This window comes from Mesorhizobium loti (genome assembly GCF_003148495.1).
GTDB classification, from domain to species: domain Bacteria; phylum Pseudomonadota; class Alphaproteobacteria; order Rhizobiales; family Rhizobiaceae; genus Mesorhizobium; species Mesorhizobium loti.
The window spans coordinates 14760-36904 of record NZ_QGGH01000025.1 but is presented as its reverse complement, the minus strand read 5'-3'; the positions used below and the strand labels follow the sequence as shown (position 1 = coordinate 36904).

At 60.2% G+C, this 22145-nt stretch carries 23 protein-coding genes and 1 pseudogene; 12 read left to right on the top strand and 12 right to left on the bottom strand.

The features are described from left to right. Window positions 1-171, top strand: a pseudogene (locus tag C8D77_RS35835) (FAD-binding protein); the annotation flags it as partial. 514 nt (window positions 172-685) lie between these two features. After that, window positions 686-1843: a hypothetical protein gene (locus tag C8D77_RS35830; RefSeq protein WP_109672551.1), complete on the top strand. Its 1158-nt coding sequence runs from the start codon at window positions 686-688 to the stop codon at window positions 1841-1843. A gap of 63 nt (window positions 1844-1906) precedes the next feature. Here the strand turns inward: C8D77_RS35830 and C8D77_RS38925 are convergent, their stop codons facing one another. Further along, entirely contained in the window at window positions 1907-2038 is a 132-nt protein-coding gene (locus C8D77_RS38925) for a hypothetical protein (RefSeq protein WP_281277077.1), read from the bottom strand. A gap of 122 nt (window positions 2039-2160) precedes the next feature. Continuing rightward, a complete protein-coding gene (locus tag C8D77_RS35825) occupies window positions 2161-2826 on the bottom strand; it encodes a hypothetical protein (RefSeq protein WP_146211869.1) in 666 nt (221 codons plus the stop codon). A gap of 732 nt (window positions 2827-3558) precedes the next feature. On the opposite strand from C8D77_RS35825, the gene C8D77_RS35820 reads away from it, so the two are divergent. The 4 genes from C8D77_RS35820 (at window position 3559) to C8D77_RS35805 (ending at window position 9652) form a co-directional block, all read left to right on the top strand. Then, window positions 3559-4242: a universal stress protein gene (locus C8D77_RS35820; protein ID WP_245951970.1), complete on the top strand. Its 684-nt coding sequence runs from the start codon at window positions 3559-3561 to the stop codon at window positions 4240-4242. Between the two features lie 11 nt (window positions 4243-4253). Next, on the top strand, window positions 4254-5861 hold the full coding sequence (locus tag C8D77_RS35815) for an MBL fold metallo-hydrolase (protein ID WP_109672543.1): 1608 nt from the start codon (window positions 4254-4256) through the stop codon (window positions 5859-5861). 122 nt (window positions 5862-5983) lie between these two features. Next, window positions 5984-8407 (top strand): phosphoketolase family protein, encoded by a 2424-nt coding sequence (locus tag C8D77_RS35810; protein WP_109672541.1) that lies wholly within the window; start codon window positions 5984-5986, stop codon window positions 8405-8407. 39 nt (window positions 8408-8446) lie between these two features. Then, window positions 8447-9652 carry an acetate/propionate family kinase gene (locus C8D77_RS35805; RefSeq protein WP_109672539.1) on the top strand — a complete coding sequence of 402 codons (1206 nt, stop codon included), beginning with the start codon at window positions 8447-8449 and terminating at the stop codon, window positions 9650-9652. Here C8D77_RS35805 and C8D77_RS35800 read toward each other — a convergent pair whose 3' ends face one another. Both C8D77_RS35800 and C8D77_RS35795 read right to left on the bottom strand, forming a co-directional pair. Beyond that, window positions 9653-10168: a GNAT family N-acetyltransferase gene (locus tag C8D77_RS35800; RefSeq protein WP_109672564.1), complete on the bottom strand. Its 516-nt coding sequence runs from the start codon at window positions 10166-10168 to the stop codon at window positions 9653-9655. Window positions 10169-10241: 73 nt separating this feature from the next. Next, complete coding sequence (locus C8D77_RS35795; protein ID WP_109672535.1) at window positions 10242-10889, bottom strand: helix-turn-helix domain-containing protein; 648 nt, start codon at window positions 10887-10889, stop codon at window positions 10242-10244. Between the two features lie 214 nt (window positions 10890-11103). Between C8D77_RS35795 and C8D77_RS37935 the strand changes: the two genes are divergently transcribed. The 5 genes from C8D77_RS37935 (at window position 11104) to C8D77_RS35775 (ending at window position 14497) form a co-directional block, all read left to right on the top strand. After that, window positions 11104-11265 carry a hypothetical protein gene (locus C8D77_RS37935; RefSeq protein ID WP_164771011.1) on the top strand — a complete coding sequence of 54 codons (162 nt, stop codon included), beginning with the start codon at window positions 11104-11106 and terminating at the stop codon, window positions 11263-11265. Window positions 11266-11392: 127 nt separating this feature from the next. Beyond that, window positions 11393-11641 carry a hypothetical protein gene (locus tag C8D77_RS35790; protein WP_109672533.1) on the top strand — a complete coding sequence of 83 codons (249 nt, stop codon included), beginning with the start codon at window positions 11393-11395 and terminating at the stop codon, window positions 11639-11641. An 86-nt stretch (window positions 11642-11727) separates the two neighbouring features. Next, a complete protein-coding gene (locus C8D77_RS35785; RefSeq protein ID WP_109672530.1) occupies window positions 11728-12471 on the top strand; it encodes a metallophosphoesterase family protein in 744 nt (247 codons plus the stop codon). Between the two features lie 13 nt (window positions 12472-12484). Then, complete coding sequence (locus C8D77_RS35780) at window positions 12485-13894, top strand: bifunctional serine/threonine-protein kinase/universal stress protein (RefSeq protein WP_109672526.1); 1410 nt, start codon at window positions 12485-12487, stop codon at window positions 13892-13894. A 93-nt stretch (window positions 13895-13987) separates the two neighbouring features. Continuing rightward, entirely contained in the window at window positions 13988-14497 is a 510-nt protein-coding gene (locus tag C8D77_RS35775) for a hydrolase (protein ID WP_109672524.1), read from the top strand. On the opposite strand, the gene arcC is transcribed toward C8D77_RS35775, so the two are convergent. The 6 genes from arcC to C8D77_RS35745 form a co-directional block, all read right to left on the bottom strand. Next, window positions 14494-15435: a carbamate kinase gene (arcC, locus tag C8D77_RS35770; protein ID WP_109672522.1), complete on the bottom strand. Its 942-nt coding sequence runs from the start codon at window positions 15433-15435 to the stop codon at window positions 14494-14496. The two genes, C8D77_RS35775 and arcC, sit on opposite strands and share 4 nt — an antisense overlap. Window position 15436: 1 nt before the next feature. Then, on the bottom strand, window positions 15437-16438 hold the full coding sequence (argF, locus tag C8D77_RS35765; RefSeq protein WP_109672519.1) for an ornithine carbamoyltransferase: 1002 nt from the start codon (window positions 16436-16438) through the stop codon (window positions 15437-15439). Window positions 16439-16455: 17 nt separating this feature from the next. Then, complete coding sequence (locus C8D77_RS35760; protein ID WP_109672562.1) at window positions 16456-17670, bottom strand: arginine deiminase; 1215 nt, start codon at window positions 17668-17670, stop codon at window positions 16456-16458. A 14-nt stretch (window positions 17671-17684) separates the two neighbouring features. After that, window positions 17685-19154, bottom strand: a complete 1470-nt coding sequence (gene arcD / locus C8D77_RS35755) for an arginine-ornithine antiporter (protein WP_109672517.1) — start codon at window positions 19152-19154, stop codon at window positions 17685-17687. A gap of 274 nt (window positions 19155-19428) precedes the next feature. Then, complete coding sequence (locus C8D77_RS35750) at window positions 19429-20025, bottom strand: cytochrome b/b6 domain-containing protein (RefSeq protein WP_425453803.1); 597 nt, start codon at window positions 20023-20025, stop codon at window positions 19429-19431. Beyond that, entirely contained in the window at window positions 20003-20281 is a 279-nt protein-coding gene (locus tag C8D77_RS35745) for a PepSY domain-containing protein (protein ID WP_109672514.1), read from the bottom strand. Before C8D77_RS35745 ends, C8D77_RS35750 begins: the two co-directional genes overlap by 23 nt. Before the next feature lie 257 nt (window positions 20282-20538). Here C8D77_RS35745 and C8D77_RS35740 point away from each other — a divergent pair, with 257 nt between their 5' ends. Further along, a complete protein-coding gene (locus C8D77_RS35740; RefSeq protein ID WP_109672511.1) occupies window positions 20539-21036 on the top strand; it encodes a cupredoxin domain-containing protein in 498 nt (165 codons plus the stop codon). A 29-nt stretch (window positions 21037-21065) separates the two neighbouring features. On the opposite strand, the gene C8D77_RS35735 is transcribed toward C8D77_RS35740, so the two are convergent. Beyond that, window positions 21066-21686, bottom strand: coding sequence for an NAD(P)H-dependent oxidoreductase (locus C8D77_RS35735; protein WP_109672509.1), 621 nt, complete (start codon window positions 21684-21686; stop codon window positions 21066-21068). A gap of 32 nt (window positions 21687-21718) precedes the next feature. Next, window positions 21719-22105, bottom strand: coding sequence for a hypothetical protein (locus C8D77_RS35730; protein ID WP_109672506.1), 387 nt, complete (start codon window positions 22103-22105; stop codon window positions 21719-21721). Window positions 22106-22145: the final 40 nt, after the last annotated feature.

Sequence of the window (22145 nt, the reverse complement as noted above, 5' to 3'; positions counted from 1 at the left end):
TACATCGCGGTGGGCATCTCCGGCGCCATCCAGCACCTCGCCGGCATGAAGGATTCGAAGGTCATCGTCGCCATCAACAAGGACGAGGAGGCGCCGATTTTCCAGGTTGCCGACTACGGCCTCGTCGGCGATCTCTTCGTCATTCTGCCGGAGCTGCAAAAGGCGCTTTGACGCTTTCTGCGGAGGGCGGCTCCGACTGCATTGTCATGTGCTGCTAGCGCAATCCAGGTTGTAGCAATAGACGGCGGCATAAGGGGCTACAGTCGATGGTTCGCGCAGGGGTGTCACCCTCCGCGAGGGCGATGCCGGCTGTCGTGGTATTTGTGAAATCGGCGGCAAACACCGTGATGCAGGCAAATGAGGTTTAGGGGCGAGTCCGGTTCTACACCCAGCTGGACGCGAGCCTCCGAGGCGTCTGACGCCGAGCTTGGGGCGCGCATTACGATGGTCTTCGCGGCTACACCGCTGCCGCGTGCGCCACACCAAGGTTGCAGGGAGCAGTGGCGCCAAATGGCCACGTAGGGGCGACGACTTTTGCATTTAAACTCTATAGTGAACGTAAATAGAAGTTGAAAGAGTCGTTTCGCTGATATTCGGTATTTGTTGCTTCGAGGTGACGATCATATGATGCTAATCGCAAGGATGCGGTTAATTCCTGTATGACTGTTTGGGTGAGGGAAGACGTATGTATTTTTCGAAGCCAACCCTGCACTCGCCCGTGATCATCACGGATCGGCACAAAGCTGCTGTCGCTCTGCGATTTCGAGAGCTAACGCTGGGGCTCCAGTTTGAGTTGCCAATGAAGAGCCGTCCGGATGCAATCGACATCCCATTAACTACTGTATCCCTTCAAACGAATTTCGATTCGTATATTGATATCTCGTTTTTGCCCGCTGCGACGAGCAAGCGAGTTCGGCTGCTCGTCGACTCGGGGAACTCGACCCTTATTGTTCCTAATTGGGAAGATATCGCCGCGCTGCCCAACTGGAAGGCGAATTACGAAGTCCTCGGGACGGCTACAGAGCCTTGGGGTTGTCCAGCGAACGTCGTAAAAGGTCCAATTAGGCTGGCGACAGCGGCCGGTTCAGCCCTTCAGATCGAGGGTTGTCTCTTCTACGCCTGCACCGCGAATTCCCCCCAATCGGGCGAGCGAACCGCGAATTTCGGCGCCGGGTGTATTTTGCCGTGGTCAGCCTCTGGCTGGAATACTCCGCCAGGTCTCGGGGTAACGCTGCAAGCCCCTCTCTCCTACGCGACCGGTTACACCTGTGTCGAGTTCGACTATGAAGCGTCCGCCAATGTCTTAGCGGGCAACGCTGCGCCAAAAATCGCAACCGGCTCATATTTGACGCTCTATAAGACGGCCCCGGGTGGTTTCTTGATGATGTCAGTCGTCGCTGGCATTGAATGGATGGCGTTAGTCGCCAAATCGCTCAGTATTGGAGCGGAACGGACGTCATGGCCCGATCCAGCCCCCCTGCCGATTGCCATAATTGACACTGGCGGGGGCCCGGTGTTCCTGACAGATCCGACCAATCGCGTAAGCAATAGTCAGTGGCCTGATCCGGTGCAGAATCCAGAATGGACCATAGGATCTACCAACTGTCATTCAATTGATGACAGGATATCTATCACGCTTGGCGATGATGCCAGTGAATTCAACTACGAGATCGCTCCGGCTTCTTTGCCGGTTTCCGCAAGAGGGCTAACGTTGGTCATGTGCACCGACAATTATTACATGATGGGAAACAATGGCATGAATATTGGGGGGCTGTCTGCCCTCGAGACTCGCATATTGATTGATTACGCTGGTGCGCGTGTGGGCCTCCAGGCAAAGACGTAATGTTGTTCGTAGTAAAAGGACCGGTTCCAAGCATACGCTTTCTCGGTCATCTGATTGGCTCCATCAAAGGGCCGGATCTGACGCTTCGCCGCTCATAAGCACGACGCTGGCTGTTCGACCGGTTGCTGCTTCTTCCATCAATTTGACGATCGTTTCGCGCACCTTTTCAGTTTCAGCTTTGAGAGCGTCGGCCAACCGCATCTGCTGCTATGGCGTCTGAACGTGCTGACGCCAGGTCGGGACGATTTTATCAAACAGCGATACCGCTAGCAGTCCTCGGCATCTGCAATGTGCGCGTGATACATGCCCCGACGAGGCTAAAACTTCTGAATCACATTCCCTCTGGTGATCAGGTTATTCAAATATTGATCGTTCTTCGCTTTGTCTTGGGGGGTGGGGCCAGATCTCTTAGGCTTCTCCCCACTCGGCGGTTTCGTTGGCGGCGAATTCTCTGTGTAAGCTATTGTCATAGTCTGAACATCGTTACGGCTGGCTGTGAGGGAAAGGCCTGAGCCAAGCACAGACTCACCAACCGGAATCAGAGAAATCGCCGGGCCGCCTGTCCCGCTATCGACAATTGTAAATTCCAACACGTATCCGACCTTATCAGGCTTGATGCCTGTGCTGGCGATTGTACTATCCATGTTCGTGAGCCACGACTGAATGCCAAGGTTCCCTCGCAAGCGTCGCCCATGCAAGGCTTCAGCGGCTGCCCTGTCACACTGAATTTTGTCGGGATGCCCGAGGTCAACATTGAATGAAAAGGTGCTTTGGCGATCGGCTTTGCCAGAGTGAGTGCTAGATGCGGTAACAAGTAATGCCTGTGGCATCAGAGGCACGCCAAGATTGGCGTCGGCGGTAGCGCCAGCCTCGTTAATAACCTGAAGTGTCATATCAACGCCCGCAAGCCAGCCATTCGGACTCTTCTCGATAAATGGAACGCCTTTTGCTGCGGTCTGGAGTTCACAGCTTATGTTGTTCACGATGTCTCTGACGCTAACCAGGTAGTCAGAGTGTGGTTTCGGTACTGATCCGCATCCGAAAAGAACCGTCAACGCGGACAGCGATGTAAACCTGAGTATTTTCACTATCGTCCCCCTCTTCACTCCTACAATGCGCACGGATTCAGATTTGGTCCAGTGGCTCTCTGGCAAAACGAAGCCGCGACTTAGCCTTTTTTGCGTGAGCGACACCCGTCGCCAGCGGAGTTGGACGGGCATCGGTCTAAGCACTTGGCAACGGATGGTTCACTGCCGCCCACTGGATATAGCTGAAGAGCTTCTGGCCAGGCATGCCCAACTCGAAAACCACAACGTGAGCTAGGATGACCGCGGGGTCCCGAGCGGGATCCTTGTGAACAGCATGATTGCGTCCCCACAGCCATGGAGCTATCCGCATCCCAGCGGCTGGGCAAAGGGCTCTCGCTGCTCCTAACCAAACGCCTGGCCACCCCTCAGGATGAACACGCATTTGCGGTGGATCAAAGCTCGCCTCGTCCCTTGTGATTACAAATGTCGCGAAAGATGGCCGTTTGGCCTTTGCCGCAACGGAGGCGAAATTCGATGAAGCTGATGGCATCTCTGTCCTTGGCGACATTTCCAGACGCGAGCTCCTCGAAAATCGCAGCGAATGCAGTCGCAGTCGCCAAGAATATCGAAGCGACGCTGCATGCTGTTGCCATCAATGTCGACATTCCCGACGTTTCGAACGCGCTCTTGAGCTATTTGCTCGATCTTCCAAACAAGATACGAGAGGTCGAGGCGGCCAGCCGCAAATGCGGCAGCGTCCTGCTGGAGGCGATTACGAAAGAAGCAGCGCATGGCGGTGTGACCCTCACCACGCAGCTGCTGACCGCACCACCGGCCTTGATGGGCGACGTTGCCGCGAAGCAGTTCCGCTATTTCGATGTCTGTCTGGCCGGCTGGGCGCCGGCCAACCAGACGGCGCGGATGATAGCCGAGGCGATACTGTTCGGCTCAGGTCGACCGACCCTGCTTCTTCCCGACTCCACGGACGTCGGGGTCCTTGGACATGTCGTTATCTCCTGGGGCGCCAGTCGAGTGGCCGCACGGGCTGTTGCCGATGCACACGCGTTTCTCGAACGGGCCTCCATGATCACCGTTGTGACCGTGAACGATGAAAAGCCACTTCCTGGACAGGACATCGGCGAACGCCTTGCGCAGGGATTGAGGACGCGTGGTCTGGTGGCCGAGGCCGCCTCGATCCAGGCAGGGGATCGGTCGATCGGAACAGCTCTCCAGGAACATGCTCTCAAGATCGGCGGCGACCTGCTTGTCATGGGCGGATATGGTCACTCCCGCGTCAGGGACTTCGTGCTTGGCGGTGCCACCGAAGGCATTCTCGCGGATCTGCGTCTGCCTGTCCTGCTGTCGCATTAGGTTGTGGCGATATGAGAGGCAATCGCGACACGGATCCTGTTCTGCGCTTCCACGGCGCGGCTCATGGTGTCACCGGCTCTTGCTATGAGATCGAAACGCCGCGCGGGCGGATTCTCGTCGACTGCGGCCTGTTTCAGGGGTCGAAGTCGGAAAGGGAACTGAACTATGGTGCGTTCCCGTTTCCACCGGACGCGATTGACGCCGTCATTCTAACGCATGCACATATCGACCACAGCGGCCTTTTGCCGAAACTGGTCAAGCAGGGATTTGCCGGCCCGATCCACACCACTCGCGCCACCATCGATCTTTGCTCGGTCATGCTGCCGGATTCGGCTCATATTCAGGAAATGGAGGTCGAGCACCTGAACCGCCGTAACGCGCAGCGCGGTCGGCCGCCGGTCGAGCCGATCTACAGCCTGCGGGATGCGGCCGCTTGCATGACCTTGTTCCGGGCTCTGGAATACGGCGAATGGGCCACCGTCACCGAAGGCCTTCGCGCCCGCTTCTGGAATGCCGGCCATCTGCTTGGTTCGGCATCGGTCGAACTCGAGATCGACCGGCAGGATGCGCCCCTGCGCCTCATATTCTCGGGCGACATAGGCCCCGGCCACAAGCTGCTTCAGACCGATCCAGAGGGGCCGTCGGGCGTCGATTATCTGATCTGTGAATCGACCTATGGCGACCGAGAGCGACCTGACGTCTCGCCGGAGCAGCGGCGATCCCAGCTCGGCGACATCGTTCGTGGCGCCGCCGAGGCCGGTGGCCCCCTCATTATTCCGTCTTTCGCGGTCGAGAGGACGCAAGAACTGCTGGTCGATCTGTATTTGCTCATGAAAGCGGGGGAGGTGCCGTCAGCCCCGGTCTTCGTCGACTCGCCGCTGGCAACACGCGCCAGTGCGATTTTTGAGCGCCATGCCAACGAGATCGAACAGGGTGACGTGCTGCGCCTGGCCCTCAACTCGAAGGAGCTGCGCTTCACAGAGACGGTGGAACAGAGCAAGGCGATCAATCGCCTGACCGGCTTCTTCGTGGTGATCGCCGCCAGCGGCATGTGCGATGCGGGGCGAATCCGCCATCATCTCAAGGCCAATCTCTGGCGCAGGAGCGCCACGGTGATGATGGCCGGATACCAGGCCCAAGGGTCGCTCGGGAGGATACTGCTCGACGGCGCTGAGCGTGTGCGCATCCAGGGTGAGGAAGTCGAGGTCAAAGCACGCATCACCCTGTTCGACCTCTATTCCGGCCACGCCGACGCCAGCGAACTGGTTGCCTGGCTCAAAGCCCGAACTCCGGTGAAGCAGCAGGTGTTCCTGACGCATGGAGAGGAGGCTGGACTCGGCGGCCTGCGTGGAAGGCTTGCAGGACTGATACCCGACGACAAGATCATCATCCCGAGGCTAGACGATGCTTTCCAATTGACCCCAGGTCGGAGTTTGCCGGTCGAGGTTAACGAGCCCCGCCGTCTGACGCCGGGAAAGATTGCCCGCCTCGACTGGCACAACGACCTTTCAAGGCTTCTCCTGGACGTAAACGAGGCGGTCACCGCTGCGGCCGACGAGAGGGGTCGCGCAGCGGTGATTAGGCGCATGCGCAGGGCGCTCGAGGACAACGACGCATAGAGGCGGTGAAGCGATGAACTGAAAGCGCGCGAACGCGTTGGTGTCCATTCGCTGCAGATCAAAGAACACAGGCCCGTGTCGCAGTCCGGCGACAGGGCGCCAACAGGCGATGGGAGCCAGACATGACAGAGCATACGACAATACCAGCTTCCCGTGGCCTTCTGTCCGATCGCGAGTTGCACGATATCGATGCCTATTGGCGTGCTGCCAACTATCTGACGATCGGCCAGATTTACCTGCTCGACAATCCGCTGCTGCGCGAACCGTTGCGGTTGGAGCACGTCAAGCCGCGCCTGCTCGGCCACTGGGGAACGTCGCCGGGCTTGAGTTTTATCTATGCACACCTCAATCGCGCAATCCGGCTCAGGGAAGCAAATGTGATCTATGTCTGCGGCCCAGGCCATGGCGGCCCGGCAATGGTGGCGAATACCTATCTGGAAGGCACCTACAGCGAATTCAATCCGGACATTGCGATGGACGAGCAGGGGATGCGCAAGCTGTTCCGGCAGTTTTCGTTTCCCGGCGGTATCCCGAGCCATGCAGCACCGGATGTGCCCGGCTCGATTCATGAGGGCGGAGAGTTGGGCTATTCACTTTCGCATGCCTATGGCGCCGCCTTCGACAATCCCGACCTTGTCGTCGCCTGTGTCGTCGGTGACGGCGAGGCTGAAACGGGGCCACTGGCAGCCGCGTGGCATTCCAACAAATTCCTCAACCCGGCGCGCGACGGGGCGGTGCTGCCGATCCTGCATCTGAACGGCTACAAGATCGCCAATCCGACCATTCTGGCCCGCATTCCCGAAGACGAATTGCGCGCGCTGTTTGCCGGCTACGGCTATGAGCCGCTGTTCGTGGAGGGCCACGAGCCTGTGCTGATGCATGAGCGAATGGCGAGCGTGCTCGACGATGCGTTTGATAGTATCCAGGCTATCCAGCATGCCGCCCGCAACGGAGCTGCGGCGACCGCGTCACGACCAAAATGGCCAATGATCGTGCTGCGCAGCCCCAAGGGCTGGACGGGACCGAAAGAGGTCGACGGTCTGAAGACCGAGGGCTTCTGGCGCTCGCACCAGGTACCCTTGTCTGGCCTTGCGGAAAACCCGGCCCATCTCAAGCTGCTCGAGGAGTGGCTGAAAAGCTACCGGCCCGAGGAACTGTTCGACGCCGCCGGCGCTCCTGTCGCTGCGATCCGCGCCACGGCACCCCAGGCGACGAGACGTATGGGCGCCAACCCGCATGCCAATGGCGGCCTTCTGCGAAGGTCTCTGGATCTGCCGGCGTTGCATGACCACGCCATTGCGCTTGAGCGCCCTGGCGCCATCAAGGCTGAGTCGACGCGGGTCATGGGTCGTTTCCTGCGTGACGTCATGAAGTTGAACGAGGCCTCAGAGAACTTCCGGATCGTCGGCCCGGACGAGACCGCCTCGAACCGGCTTCAAGACGTGTTCGAGGTCACGGAACGTGCCTGGATGGAAAAGATTCTGCCCGAAGATGTCCATCTCGGCCGCGACGGCCGGGTTCTCGAAATCCTCTCTGAGCACACCTGCCAGGGTTGGCTGGAAGGCTATCTGCTCACCGGGCGCCATGGCCTATTTTCCTGCTACGAGGCGTTTATCCACATCGTCGATTCCATGTTCAATCAGCACGCGAAATGGCTGGATGCCTGCCGCGATATCCCGTGGCGGCGGCCGATCGCATCGCTGAATTATCTGTTGTCCAGCCATGTCTGGCATCAGGAACACAACGGCTTTAGCCATCAGGACCCCGGCTTCATTGACGTCGCCCTCAACAAGAAGGCCGATATTGTGCGGGTCTACCTGCCACCGGACGCCAACACCTTGTTGTGCGTGACCGACCATGTGCTGCAGACCTGGAACCGCATCAACGTCATCGTCGCCGGCAAGCCGCCGTCTTGGCAGTGGCTGTCGATGGATAGGGCAATCATTCACTGCAGGGCAGGGGTCGGCATCTGGGACTGGGCGTCAACTGACGATGGGGCAGAGCCCGACCTCGTGATGGCTTGCGCTGGCGACGTCCCGACCCTAGAAACGCTGGCCGCGGTGCAGATCCTCAGGCAACAGGTTCCCGATCTCAGGATCAGGGTGGTCAATGTCGTTGACCTGATGACTCTTCAGCCAAAGGAATACCATCCGCACGGTCTGTCGGATCGCGATTTCGACGCGCTGTTCACTACCGACAAGCCGGTCATCTTTGCCTATCACGGCTATCCCTGGACCATCCATCGCCTGACTTATCGGCGCACCAACCACGACAACATCCATGTGCGTGGCTATAACGAAGAAGGGACGACGACGACGCCTTTCGACATGACGGTGCTGAATGGCCTCGACCGCTTTCATATCGTCCAAAGCGCCCTCGACTGGGTGCCGCGACTGAAGAGCGTGCGGGTCGGCCTGAAGCAGGCGATGGACAGCAAGCTGCTTGAACATCGAGCCTATATTCGCGCCCATGGGCAGGATATGCCCGAGATCCTTGACTGGAAGTGGGGACAGGATGCTGATGCGGCGCTGAAGCGTCCAGATTGACCTCAAGCACATAGGGACGGAAACATATCGGATGGCTTCATGACCGATGCGATCCTGGTCCTGAACGGCGGTTCTTCGAGCCTGAAGTTCGCGGTCTTCGAAGGGCGTGACCAACTTCCGGTACTGCTGCGCGGCAATGTCTCCTCCCTCGGTCAACAACCGCGGCTGCGTGTCGAGGCCGCGGCCAGCGCGTCCAAGATCGATAGGAGCCTGGGCGAAGCACGGATCGATATGGACAAGGCGTTCGCGGCGGTTGCATCCGTGCTCGCCGATAACGATCTCCTGCGTCGCATCGACAGGGTAGGGCACAGGATCGTTCACGGCGGGCGTGACTTCACCGAAGCAACGCGGCTCGACGAACGCACGCTAAAAGCGCTGCGCTTGCTTGAGCCGATGGCGCCCATCCACCAACGAATCAATCTCGAGCTTGTCGCGCTGGCCACAAAACTCTTGCCGCAGGCCCTCCAGATAGGGTGCTTCGACACGGCGTTTCATTCAGCCCGGCCGGAGCTCGCCAAAATCTACGGGCTACCGCGTGCAATGTCCGAGGCGGGCATCGTGTCCTACGGCTTTCATGGGCTGTCTTACAGCCATATCGCTGCAAAGCTGCATGATCGTTACGGCACCCGCGCGGGTGGCCGTACGATCGTCGCCCATCTCGGCAGCGGCGCCAGCCTGTGCGCCATGGACGCTGGACGGAGCATCGCCACGACGATGGGATTTTCGACCCTGGACGGCCTGCTGATGAGCACGCGTTGCGGCGCGCTGGACCCGGGGGTGATCCTCCACTTGCTGCAGGAACGGCGGCTGTCTGGGGACGAACTGGTCACGATTCTCTACGAGCAATCAGGCCTGCTCGGTGTGTCCGGAATATCTGGTGATATGCGGACGCTGATCGGCTCGGACGATCTTGCCGCCGCACAGGCTGTCGATCTCTTCGTCTATCGGATCGGACGCGAGATAGGATCGTTGGCCGCTGCCATGGGAGGGCTGGACACGCTGGTGTTCACTGCCGGCATCGGCGAAAACGCGCCCTTGGTCCGGGAAAGGATCAGCGCCGCCGCGGCCTGGCTTGGGGTCGGCCTCGACGAGGAGCGAAACCGAGGAGGCGAGGAGGTGGTCAGCGCTGCGAATTCCAGCGTCGATGTGCTTGTCATTCCAGCGGATGAAGAACGCGCTGTGGCCACGGACATGTTCATCTTCCGATCTGCCGCGCCCGCAACGGCCCGGGAGGGGCCACGATAGCTAACCGGCTGATCGCGATCCCAGTTCCCGCCGAACCAGGACAAGCGTCGCATCGTCGGGATCGGGCGTGACGGTGAAACCCATGTCGCGCTCGACCTCGATCGCAGCACGGTTTTCACGGCTCTCGATCGACTCGATCGCTTTGAGGCCGAGTTCTTCGGCATATTTCGCGATATAGGCGAGCAGCTCCCAGCCAACGCCCAGATGCTTGCGATCCGCGCGAATGCATATCGCAACCTCGCCGTTTCGATCGGCCGGATCGCTCGCCAGCGTCGCAACCGCGATCAGCATCCCATCGGTCGAGAATGCTAGAAAATTATGGATATGGGCGTCATCTGAACGCGTCATCGCCACCAGCCGTTCATGCGAGACTTCCTTCACAGCGCCGAGAAAGCGGAAGCGCAGGTCTTCCGGAGTCACATGGGTGAAGAACTCGGCCAGCGTCGGCTCATCTTCAGCGCGCGCGCGGCGCACGTCGAAGCGAAAGCCGGTGTGGGTGGTAAGTGTATTGTCCATCGTCATCTGGTCCTTGAACTGAGGCCGGTTCTGCGGCGTCATTGTCGTCTCTCTTTTTCGTAGGCAGGCACCCTCATTCGCCCATGGTCTGCAACACGTCCTGCTTGACGATTTCGATGCTGCGCAGGTTGAGCAGGCGGATGACGCCCTTGTCCTTCAGCCGGGTGAAGACCCGCGACACGGTCTCGATGGTCAGGCCGAGATAGTCGCCGATGTCCATACGCGACATTGGCAACTCAACCTGCCGCAAGCCGCCCTGCCGCTCCGCCATGTCAACCAGGAAAGCGGCGACACGTTCGATGGCGTTCTGGCGGCCGAGAACCAGCAGATGCTCCTGCGCGCGGGTCAAACCCTTCAGCGCCAAGGGCAATAGTTGGCGGGACATGTCCGCCCCGGTAGTGAGCCGCAAAACGCCGACAGCCGTGGCGTTGATTGCCTCTGCGAAGAAATGATGTGTTGCGTCTGCCTCGAACCCGAATGTCTCTCCGGCGAGGTGAAAGGTGCTGATCTGCCGGCGACCGTCGGCAAGCAAGCGGTAGATGCGCACGGCACCGAACTCGACCTGATAGAAGGCCCCAGCTTTCTCGCCCTGGGCATAGATTTCCGCGCCGGCGGGAAAAAAGCTCACCGGCTGCAGCGGCGCCGGGTCGAACGCATCCGGCAGGCTTGGTTGCACAGAATGCGACAGCAGTGAGATTCTGGAACTCGTGGGGGCGTGCATGGCTGTTTTCCCGGTTGATCCGTAACACAGCAATCGCGCGAATCCGGGGGCCGCGAAATTCGGTTATATCCCTACGGGAAACTACCTACTTAAACACGGAGCGGATTCGCAGCCGCCAAGTGCGGCTACGGCCTTCAACGAGCGATTACGCTGGCCTTGGACCGAATAGACGCCTAGCGTCGCGGTTGCGTCTCCCCAAAGGAGGGATACGGTTATGCAGGATCCCTACCGCGAATACATACATCACGAAAACATCAAGCATTTCAGGCACAAGCTCATATCCGAAACAGACCCGGACCGTCGTGCAACGCTCAAAAATCTGTTGGCCGAGGAATTGGCCAGATTTGCAACAATCAAAAAGAAACCAGTTGACTGACGCCCGGCCTGATTGATCCACGTCAAGCCACAAGCCAATCCGGATGCCTATGATCCCCTTAGCTTTTGCATAGCAATGGGGAGCCGTTTCGAACTTATATCAGGTCCGGGGCGGTTGATGCGCAACGATGTATCTTCCGCAGTTTGTGGTGGGAATGTTTGTCACCTCGGCCATCGTTGCGGTGTGGACCTACGCGGTAACGGGCTCGGTCTGGATAGCACTGGGCTGGGCGATTATCGACTTGGTCGTTCTGCAGGTCGGATACTTCGTCTTTGTCATACGCTTGGTTTACAAAGGCGCGACGGCAGACGCTGAGCCAGACTCGGCATCACTCAGCCATGTTTCGCCACCCCAAAGAGACGGCAAATTGCTTTAGCCGTCCCCAATGATCGCGACGCAGCCGTATCAATCACTCGTGGCACGCGCCTTGCCATGTTTTGCCAATCTCTGGGACAAGGTTGAATGCGTATTGCAATCCTGTCTGACATCCATGCCAATCGCGAGGCGTTCGACGCGGTCATGGAAGCTGTCCACGAACGCGGTAGTCCAGACGAGTTGGTATTGCTCGGTGATCTGGTCGGCTACGGTCCTGATCCCATCTATGTGATCGAGAAGGCCGCCCATCTGATGGCTGATGGCGCGCTTTGCATCATGGGCAACCACGACGAAGCAGTGGCGCTGAATCTAAGCAACATGACGGAGAACGCGCGGTTCGCAGTCCAGTGGACTCGCGAACGTATCGCTCCGGCACATCTTGATTTCCTGGCGGGACTGCCGCTCTCACTGCAATCCGAGGACCGTCTGTATGTGCACGCAAGCGCCGAGCGGTCGGGAAAATGGCCCTATATACGCGACGTGGATGCGGCGGAGCGCTGCCTCTCGGCAAGCGACGCCCGCTTCGTTTTCTGCGGCCACACCCACATTCCCGCCATCTACTACGCGCTGCCCGGTCGCCGGCCAACGCATTTTCAGCCGCATGACAATGTGGCGGCGCCGTTGTCCGAGATCAGGCGTCACCTGGTAGTCGCCGGCGCGGTAGGCCAACCGCGCGACGGCAACCCGGCGGCGTGCTTTGTTCTTGTCGACACGCAGCGACACGAGGTCACGATGGTTCGTGTTCCCTATGATTACGAAGAAACAGCCAGCAAGATTCAAGCCGCCGGCCTACCTGGATGGCTTGGCATGCGTCTGAAGATCGGCCGCTAAGGAGACGTATTCGATGCAACGGTTTGAGGCAGGGGCGGTCATCGATGGTTTCGAGCTGGTCGAAAAGCTGCCCTCCGGCGGCATGGCCTCGCTCTGGCGGGCGACCAACCCCCGGTACGATTTCCCGCTTGTGCTGAAGATCCCGTTTCTCGACCCGGGCGGGGATGTTTCCGTCATCCTCGGTTTCGAGGCGGAGGAGTTGATCCTGAAACGCCTGTCGGGACCGTATGTGCCGCGTTTTGCGTCATCCGGCAGTCTGGCGCAGGTTCCCTATATTGCCATGGAGTTCGTGGCCGGCACCGGCCTGGCGGATCTCGTAGGCAACACGCCGCTGCCCGTGGACGAGGCGGCAAGGATCGGCACCGATATCGCAACGGCACTCGCCGCCCTGCACCGGCAGAAGGTCGTCCATCTCGATCTCAAGCCCGAGAATATCATTCTCGCCGAGCGCGGCGCGGTGCTCCTCGACTTCGGGCTCGCCCGGCATGCAGAGCTTCCCGATCTTCTCGGCGCGGAAAGCTCGGTGCCGATGGGTACCGCCGCCTATATTTCGCCGGAACAGGTGCTCGGAGAGCGATCCGATCCTGCAAGTGACCTGTTTGCATTAGGTTGCATCCTCTATCAGCTGGCTACGGGCGAGGAGCCGTTCGGGCGGCCGGCGACTTTCGCGGGGATGAAGCGCAGGCTCTATCATACCCCCAGGCTGCCGCGCGATATCAACGACGCCATTCCGCGGTGGTTTGAAGCCATCATTCTGCGATGCATGGAGGTGGACAGGTCTCGACGATATGTCGAGGCGGCGCACGTTCTGTCCGACCTGAGGAACCCCGACCAGGTCGTGGTTGTCAGGCGTAAGCCCCAGGACGAGGGGGTGTGGGCCGCAATCAAGAAGCTGTTTCGCAAGACGGATGACAGATCGCTTGTCGGCAAGCCGACCTTGTCGAGAACGCAGGCCGGACCGTCAATTGTTCTTGCCGCAGTCGATCTGGCCAATGGTAGTGATGCGCTGGCAGGCGAGGTTCTCAACGAGACCGCCCGCGTGCTTGCGTCGCGCGAGGATTCCTGGCTGGCCTGCGTGACGGTCCTGAAGACGGAAATCATCGGCGAGACGCCGGCGACCGACGAAACAGGGCGCTCAGTCTACTTGAAGCGTCTCGTCGCGCTCAAGGATTGGGCCCATCCACTGCATCTGCCGGAAGACCGCGTCAGTTATCATGTGCTTGAAGCGGTCAGCCCCGCCGATGCGATCCTCAACTACGCCGAGCACAATGACGCCGGGCACATCGTCGTTGGAGCGCGGGCGTCCTCGGCAATCCGCCGCCATCTCGGCAGTGTCTCGACCAAGGTCGTGGCACAAGCCCTTTGCTCGGTTTCAGTGGTCCGATTGAAGGCAGTCGAGGAACAAGGGCCGCGGCCGCTTTGATGCGCTTCGATCGGGATTCAGGGCCGTCTTGACAAGGATCAATGATGGGTAGGCCCATTGCCCGTCAGATGGCTGCTCAAATGGGGAACAGCCATGAAGACGAATGAAACGCCTCGATACGACGCGAGTGTCAACACAACCGGTTGCTGCCCCAAATTCAATCCCGAGGGTTGGGACAGCCAGGAACTGCACTTCAAGGACAAGCGGTTCGTCAAAGCCACAACCCACAGCGTCATGCACATCCCGATGAACATGGGCAGCGTATTCGCGCGCGTTAATAGGCACATGGAAGACGCCGGCGCTTCCGATCTCGATCAGTTTATCGTGCTCAGTAAAGATGTCTCGCCCTGGACCAGCGAACATCTGTTTGCGGTCTCGAAACCTGTCGCCAACGAGGAGATGACCACGCTGAGCGGCGACTATGTGACCAAATTGTTCGAAGGGCCGTACAGCCAGGCGAGGACCTGGGACGAGGAAATGCGGCAGATTGCGCGCGATCGAAACACAGAGCCGGGTGATGTGTATTTCTTCTACACGACATGCCCGAAATGCGCGAAAGCCTATGGCAAGAACTATGTCATCGGTGTCGTGGCAGCAGCCTAGGGCCTCGCAGGCTCGATGGGCGAGGGCAGGGCGCTGGCTTCGAACCAGGTGCCGAGCTCCCCTCTGACAATTTCGACGGCATCGTCGAGCTTGCCGATTGCAGCAGGCTTGCCTGTCGCTTCAATGAATTCGATTGCAGCGCTGACCTTCGGTCCCATGGAGCCGGCAGGAAAAGTCCTGCCCGATAGCTCCTTGGGGCTCACGCGCCGGAGCGCCCGAGCGGCCGCTGTTCCGTAGTCGACATAGACGGCGTCGACATCCGTCAGCATAAGCAGCATGTCTGCCTTCAACTTGCGAGCGAGAAGCGAGCTTGCCAGATCCTTGTCGATAACTGCTTCCACACCGCAAAGACTGCCGTCGTCACGGGTTATTACTGGAACCCCGCCGCCACCGGTGCAGATCACGATCACGCCGCGTTGGACGAGGAATGAAATCACCGACGCTTCCAGAATCTCCAGCGGTCGTGGCGAGGGTACGACGCGACGCCATTTATCGCCATCAGGCGCGACTTGCCAGCCGCGCTCGGTGGCAAGCTTGCGTGCGGTTGCCTCATCGTAGACCGGGCCGATCGGCTTCGTTGGGTGAGCGAAGGCCGGATCGTGCGGGTCCACAGTCACCTGTGTCAGCAGGGTTGCGAACAGCCTCTGCTTGAGGAGGTTGCCGAGCTCCTGCTCGATCACATATCCGATCATGCCGGCGCTCTCGGCCCCGAGCACATCGAGTGGAAACGCCCCGTCGCCCGGGCTGGCAGCGGCCTGGAGCGCGAGCAGGCCCACTTGCGGGCCGTTGCCGTGCGTGACTACAACCGAGTGTCCTTCGCCGATGAGTTCGGCGAGCACGGATGCGGCGCGTTTGATGTTGGCGCGCTGGTTCTCCGCCGTCATCGGTTCGCCACGGCGTAGCAGTGCGTTTCCGCCCAACGCGATGACGATAAGCATCTCAGTTGCCGATCGTGGCGACGAGAAGGGCTTTGATCGTGTGCATCCGGTTTTCGGCCTGGTCGAAGACGATCGACGCAGCCGACTCGAACACCTCGTCCGTGACCTCCATGCAGTCGATGCCGTATTCCTTCGCAACGAAGGCGCCGATCTCTGTATCGGTGTTGTGGAATGCCGGCAGGCAATGCATGAATTTGACGTGGGGGTTGCCGGCCGCGGCCATCACCTCGCTGGTGACGCGGTATGGCGTCAAAAGACGAATACGCTCGGACCAGCCTGATTTGTCCTCGCCCATCGACATCCACACGTCTGTGTAAACAAAGTCGGCGTCCTGGACACAGGCCGTCACGTCTTCGTCGAGCCGGAAACGGCCACCGCTGCGTTCCGCCAGGTCCCGGACATGGGCGCAGAATTCCTCATCCGGCCAAAGCTCCTTCGGCGAGGCAATGCGCATATCGATGCCGACCTTGGCTGCTCCCAGCGCCAATGATTGTGCGACGTTGTCACGACCCTCACCGACGAAGGTGACGGTCACATCCGAAAGATGTTTATGCGTGAATTCACGCATCGTCATGAAGTCGGCGAGGATCTGGGTTGGGTGCGCCTCGTCGGTGAGACCGTTATAGACGGGCACGCCGGCATGCGTGGCAAGCAGTTCGGCCTGGTGCTGGCCAAAGCCGCGATACTCGATGGCGTCGTACATGCGGCCGAGCACGCGGGCTGTGTCCTTCATGGACTCCTTATGGCCGATATGGCTGCCGGTGGGACCGAAATAGGTGACATGGGCGCCCTGGTCATAGGCCGCCACCTCGAACCCGGTCCGGGTGCGGGTCGAATCCTTCTCAAAGATCAGGGCGATGTTCTTTCTGACGAGACGCGGTATCTCGTGACCGGCGAGCTTGGCTGCCTTGAGATCGGCGGCCAGCTTGAGAAGAAAGCGAATCTCGTCGGCCGTGAGATCGTCCAGGGTCAGGACGGAGCGGCCATGAAGATTGATCGACATAGGGATTTCCTTTCGGATCAAATCGGGTCGCGGGCAATCGGACAGGTCATGCAGTGCCCGCCGCCGCGCCCGCGGCTAAGCTCGGCGCCTTCGACCGTGATCACTTCAATTCCTGCACGGCGCAGGAGCGTGTTTGTATAAACGTTGCGGTCGTAGCCGATGACCACACCTGGCTCGACCGCAACAACGTTGTTGCCGTCATCCCATTGCTCGCGCTCGGCCTCGTAGCGGTCGCCACCGGTGGCGATGATCCGCAGCAATTTCAGTCCAAGGGCTTCAGCAACAACAGCCGTGAACGGCTTTGTCTCATCGGTGACCTCGACCGCCGCCGCGCCATCGCCCGGCCGCAACGAGAAGGTGCGCAGCCGCTCGACCACCGGCGGGTACATGGTCACCAGGTCGCGGTCGCAGAAGGTGAAGACGGTATCGAGATGCATGAAACTGCGATCCCGCGGCATTAGCGCGGCAATCACACGCGTGGCCTCGCCGGCCGCGAACAGGCTGCGCGCAAGGTCGCCCACGGCTTGCGGCGTGGTGCGCTCCCCCATGCCGACGATAACCGTTCCTCCACCGATCGGCATGACATCGCCGCCTTCCAGGCTGGTGCCTGTTCCCAGATCCGGCGACACAAAGGGAATCCCACTGTCTCGAAACCGGGGATGGAAACGGTAGACAGCTTCGACATTGGCCGCTTCCGGGCGCCTGGCGGGCCAGTACATGGAATTGACGGAGACCGAGCCGTAGATCCAGCAGGAACTGTCGCGGGTGAAAAGCTGGTTCGGCAGCGGCGGCAGCACGAAATCCTGGGGCGCGAGCGTCCTTCCGGTCAGGCCTTTGGGCTCGAACGGAAGCTCCGCTCGGGCGATGCCGCCGACAAGATAGGTCGCGAGCAGTTCCGCAGGCATCTCGTTGAGCCAGCCACGCATCTCGTCGACCATGTCCAGCCCGACGACGCCGGGATGAACCCGGCGGTCGAGAAGCCAGTCGCGGGCCTTGGTCAAGCTCATTGTTTCTGCCAGGAGCTCTCCGAAAGAATGCACCAGCACGCCGCGTTCGCGCAACGCGTCGACGAAGACATCATGCTCCTGGCGGGCCCGCTTGACCCACAGCACGTCGTCGAAGAGCAGCGCCTTGCAGTTCTCCGGTGTCAGCCTGCGCAGGCTGAGGTCCGGACGATGGACCATCACCTCGCGCAGACGTCCGACTTCGGAGTGGACACCCAGGCTTGTCATCGCCGTCATTCCTCTCACAGCGGGCTGATGGCGCCGGTCCACATCTCGTAAACGGCGAGGATGGCGACAGCGATGAGAGTTCCAGCGAGGGCTGCTTCGGCAGGATGGAACACGCGCTGATTGGTTTCGCGGCGCGCCCAGATGTAGAAGATGATGCCGGGCGCATAAAGGATCGCGCACATGAACAGATATGCGGGTCCGGCCGCGTAGACGAGCCACAGTCCGTAGACCGTTGCCAGCAGCCCGGCAAAAAGCGGACCGAAGCGTTGCTCGCCGCTCTCGTAGCTCTCTCCAGTCAGCGCGAGCTTGGCAGCGTAGGCTCCGGAAAAGATGTAAGGCACCAGGATCGCGGCTGACGCGATGTAGAACAGTGCCTGGTAAGTACTCTGTGCAAAGAGCGTGATCACGAGGAAGGCCTGGACAAGCAGGTTGGTGATCAGAAGGGAGGTCGACGGCACACCGCGGTCGCTTTCCCACCCGAAGAATTTCGGCATCGTGCCGTCCTTGGCGGCGACATGTGGAATTTCGGCCGCAAGCAGCGTCCAGCTGAGGAAGGCGCCGATCACGGACACGACAAGCGCGATGTTGATGAGGATGGCGCCCCAAGGACCGACAACCGCTTCCAGCACGCCCGCCATTGAGGGGTTCTTCAGCGCGGCGAGTTCAGGCTGGCTGAGGATGCCGAGCGACAGCAGCGACACCAGGGCGTAAAGCGCGAGGCAGGTGAAGAAGCCGAGTACGGTCGCCGTCGCGATGTCCTTGCGACGTTCGGCGCGGCCGGAAAATACGCTGGCGCCTTCGATGCCGATGAACACCCAAAGCGTCACCAACATCGTGCTCTTCACCTGTGCGGTGATCGAGCCGAGACTGGCGTTGCCGAGACCGGTGAAATCGAGTGACCAGACTTGCAGTTTGAAAGCGACGGCAACAACCCCGACGAACAGGACGATCGGAGCGATCTTGGCCACCGTGACGATGAGGTTCACGACAGCGGCCTGGCGGATACCGGCGAGAACCAGGACGTGGATCAGCCACAGCAGGATCGATGCGCCGAGCACCGCCTGCCAGGTGTTTCCGTCGCCGAATGCCGGAAAGAAATAGGACAGGGCGCTGAACACGATCACGGCGTAGGAGACGTTGCCGACCCAGGCACTGATCCAGTAGCCCCAGGCGCTGTTGAAACCGATGAAGGGACCGAAGCCGGCCTTGGCGTAAGCGTAAGGCCCAGCGTCGAGCTCGGGCTTGCGGGTTGCAAGCGATTGATAAACGAAGACCAGCGCCAGCATGCCGACCGCAGTGATCGCCCAGCCAATCAGGATTGAGAGGGGACCAGCACCTGCCGCCATGTTCTGCGGCAGGCTGAAAACGCCGGAACCGACCATCGATCCAATCACCAATGCGGTCAGGGAACCCAGTCGAAGTTTTGTTGGCGCCGCGGTCGCGACCTTCGGAATAGGGATGATGTTGAAATCAGCCGTAGTCATGATGCTCTCCCAAAAATTGAAGGCTCTGATGGGAGGCAACAGACAAGAAATAAGCGCTAGCTGCCTTGATACGGGTCAAATCCGTTTGCGAGCGGCAAATGGCAAGTTTGGGGTTCCTGGGCGCCCGGGAAAAGCGCTCGCTCATCGAGCTTGCACATGTGTCCGATCCACTCGCCCGATGTCGCGTGGCTGGCTCTCGCCGTCGCCGAACGAATGGCGGCTTGCGCCCCTGAGATCGTCGAGGGCGAGAATCGCTTGGCGCGTTGACAGATCGTCAGGCTATGTCCGCGGGCTCGGCTTTGCGTTTTCGCCCGGTGATCATGGCCCGGACAAGGTTTTCGCGATGGCGAAAGCTTGCCAGCGCGACGCCGCCCATATGGAAAAGGACCAGCAGGAGCAGGCCGTGCGCGGCGAGGCTGTGCGCCGCCTCGACCCATGGCACGCCGAAATAGGCGTCCGTTGTCATCAGCCATCCGGTCAGCGCGGTCGATCCCATCGCCCCGATCAACACGATCACCATCGCGCCGCCGGCCGGATTATGGCCGATGTAGCGGGCTTCGCGACCGCTCAGCAATGCTGAGAGGTAGCGCAGTACTGTTGCCGGATCACGCACGAATTGCGAGAAGCGCGCATAGGGGGTGCCCAGAACGCCCCACAACAGCCGCATCGCGACCAGCGCGGCCGCGGCGTAGCCAGCCCAATGATGGATGTCCTCCGAGGAATGCGAGGTGAGCCAGGCCGTGACGAAGCTGAGCACCAGCGCCCAGTGAAAACTTCGCACGACCCGGTCCCAGACGCGCACCATCTCTGGCGATGCCCGCGCGTCCGTGGCTATCGAAACGTTCGGATCAATTTTCGCCGGCTTCGGCATTGTCGAGCTTTTCAAGGGTCTCGGCATTGTAGGCCATGTTCACCTTCTTGCCGGCCTTGTCGACCGCATAGACTTCGTAGCAACCCTTCTCGACCTTGATCTGGCGGACGGTGAGGCCTTCGCCAGTCAACTGCGCCTCGAGCGTTGCCTTGGGCTTGAACTGTGATTTCGGGGCGGTGCTGCAGCTGCTGCCGGCAGCGAGCGCCGGTCCTGCGACCATGCCGGCGAGAGCGGCGAGAACGAGTGTGCGATACATGATGGCTCCATTCGGGAGGTTGGGCGCGAATGTCGCGCCTGCGGTTGGGATTTCGATCAGCCGTGTCCAGACGGCGATTTCACCGTCATTGGTGCGACATAGCCAATTCAACCTGACAACTGGCTGACAGCTGCTTCGCGCCGCAGATGGGCTCGCGCCGGACAGTTTGATTTGGCGCAAGGACGGAGGGTGACTCCGCGAGCAGGATGACGGTCGGGACGTAGAGCGCTTCGGCTGCCGTCCTGAAGGAGATTGCCATGAAAACCATTTTGAGGAGAGCAGCGCTCGGGCTTGCCGCCGCGATGCTCATGGCCGGCAGTGCCGGCGCCGTCCAGGCTGCTTCGCTTGTGCAGGTCTCGCTGTGGGACAAAGGCGCGAGTGCGGAGATGCCAATGGGGCTCGCCTATGCGACACCGGGACTCGATATCGCCAAGGCGACCATGGGCATCAGGACTTTGCCTGGCGCGGTAAAGGCCGGGGACGTCACATTCAATGTGAAAAATGACTCCAAGGACACCGTTCACGAAATGATCGTGATGTACCTTGCCGATCCCGGAAAGCCGCTTCCTTATCTTGAAGCCGAGAACCGTGTCGACGAAGACAAGGCTGGCGACAAGGGCGAAGTTTCGGAGCTTGATCCCGGAAAATCAGGCACATTGACCGTCGAGTTGAAGGCTGGAAAATACCTGCTTATCTGCAACGTGCCAGGTCATTATGGAGCCGGCATGTGGGCTGAATTCACCGTCGAGCCATAGGCCCTGAAGCAGGCAGCCCTTGGGGGGCTTTAGATTGTCCCGGTTTCCGGATCGCCACGCTGTAGCTCTCGCTCCCCAAGCTTGCGCATCTGCCGGATCCACTTCGCCCGCGTCGCCTCGCTGGAAGCCGCGACCATGCCGAACAAGGTCTCGCGCACCGGACTGATGCCGACAAAATGCAGGATGCTTCGCTTCATGCCGGCGATGCCGTGTCCGAGGAACCATAGGCGGTAAAGAATTGAGGGCATGCCCATCGTCACCACGACGCGCGCAGAGCGGCCGCGAAGCAGTGTCTTGGTGAAACCGCCGCCCTTGTCCGGGTAGGCAAAGGCCGTCCCTGGCCGCATCACCTGTTCCAGAAATGCCTTGAGCATGGCCGGCATGGTTCCGAGCCACAGTGGGAAGACAAAGACGATATGCTCCGCCCAGACGATCGCCTCGGCTGCATCCCTCAGCTCGTCGGGAACCGCACCATGTTCGAACTCCTGCATCGTCCGCAGCATCGGAAAATCAAGCGCTGCCAGATCGACCCGGCGGACAGCATGTCCTGCCTTTTCCGCGCCCTCGCCATAGGCATTGGCAAGACCGCGGCAGAGCCGGTCCGGGGATGGGTCGGGATGGCCGACCACAATCAGGATGCGTCGTGACATGGTCTACTTCCACGGGGCCTGGCCCCGAAGCATCAGGGCCGCTCGACCCGTGCCACCTGGTAGGTGTGCATGGCGCCGTTGCGCTCGATAGACACATATTCGCCGGTCACGAACCGTTCGTCGCCAAGATGAAAGCCGACCTCGTCGTCGCGATCGCCTTCGGCATAGTCGAAATACCACTGTCCGCCTGGCTTGCGCCTCAGCCGGCCGATCAGGTCTTCCTCGCCGGTGCGAAAGCGGCGAACACGGCAAGAGGCCCTGTGCGATTTCCACTCTTCCGCGTCGATCCGGCCTTCGCCGGTCAATGGAGCCAGCACATCGTAGCCCTCTTCGCGGTCGCCTTCCGGATGGCCTTTTTCGCGGGCGAGCAGCAGCCGGACATGGCGGAATTTTGGGGTGAGATCCTTCAAATTGGTCATGGCGAACTCCTTTTAAGGAGTTCAATAGAGCCGTAGCTGG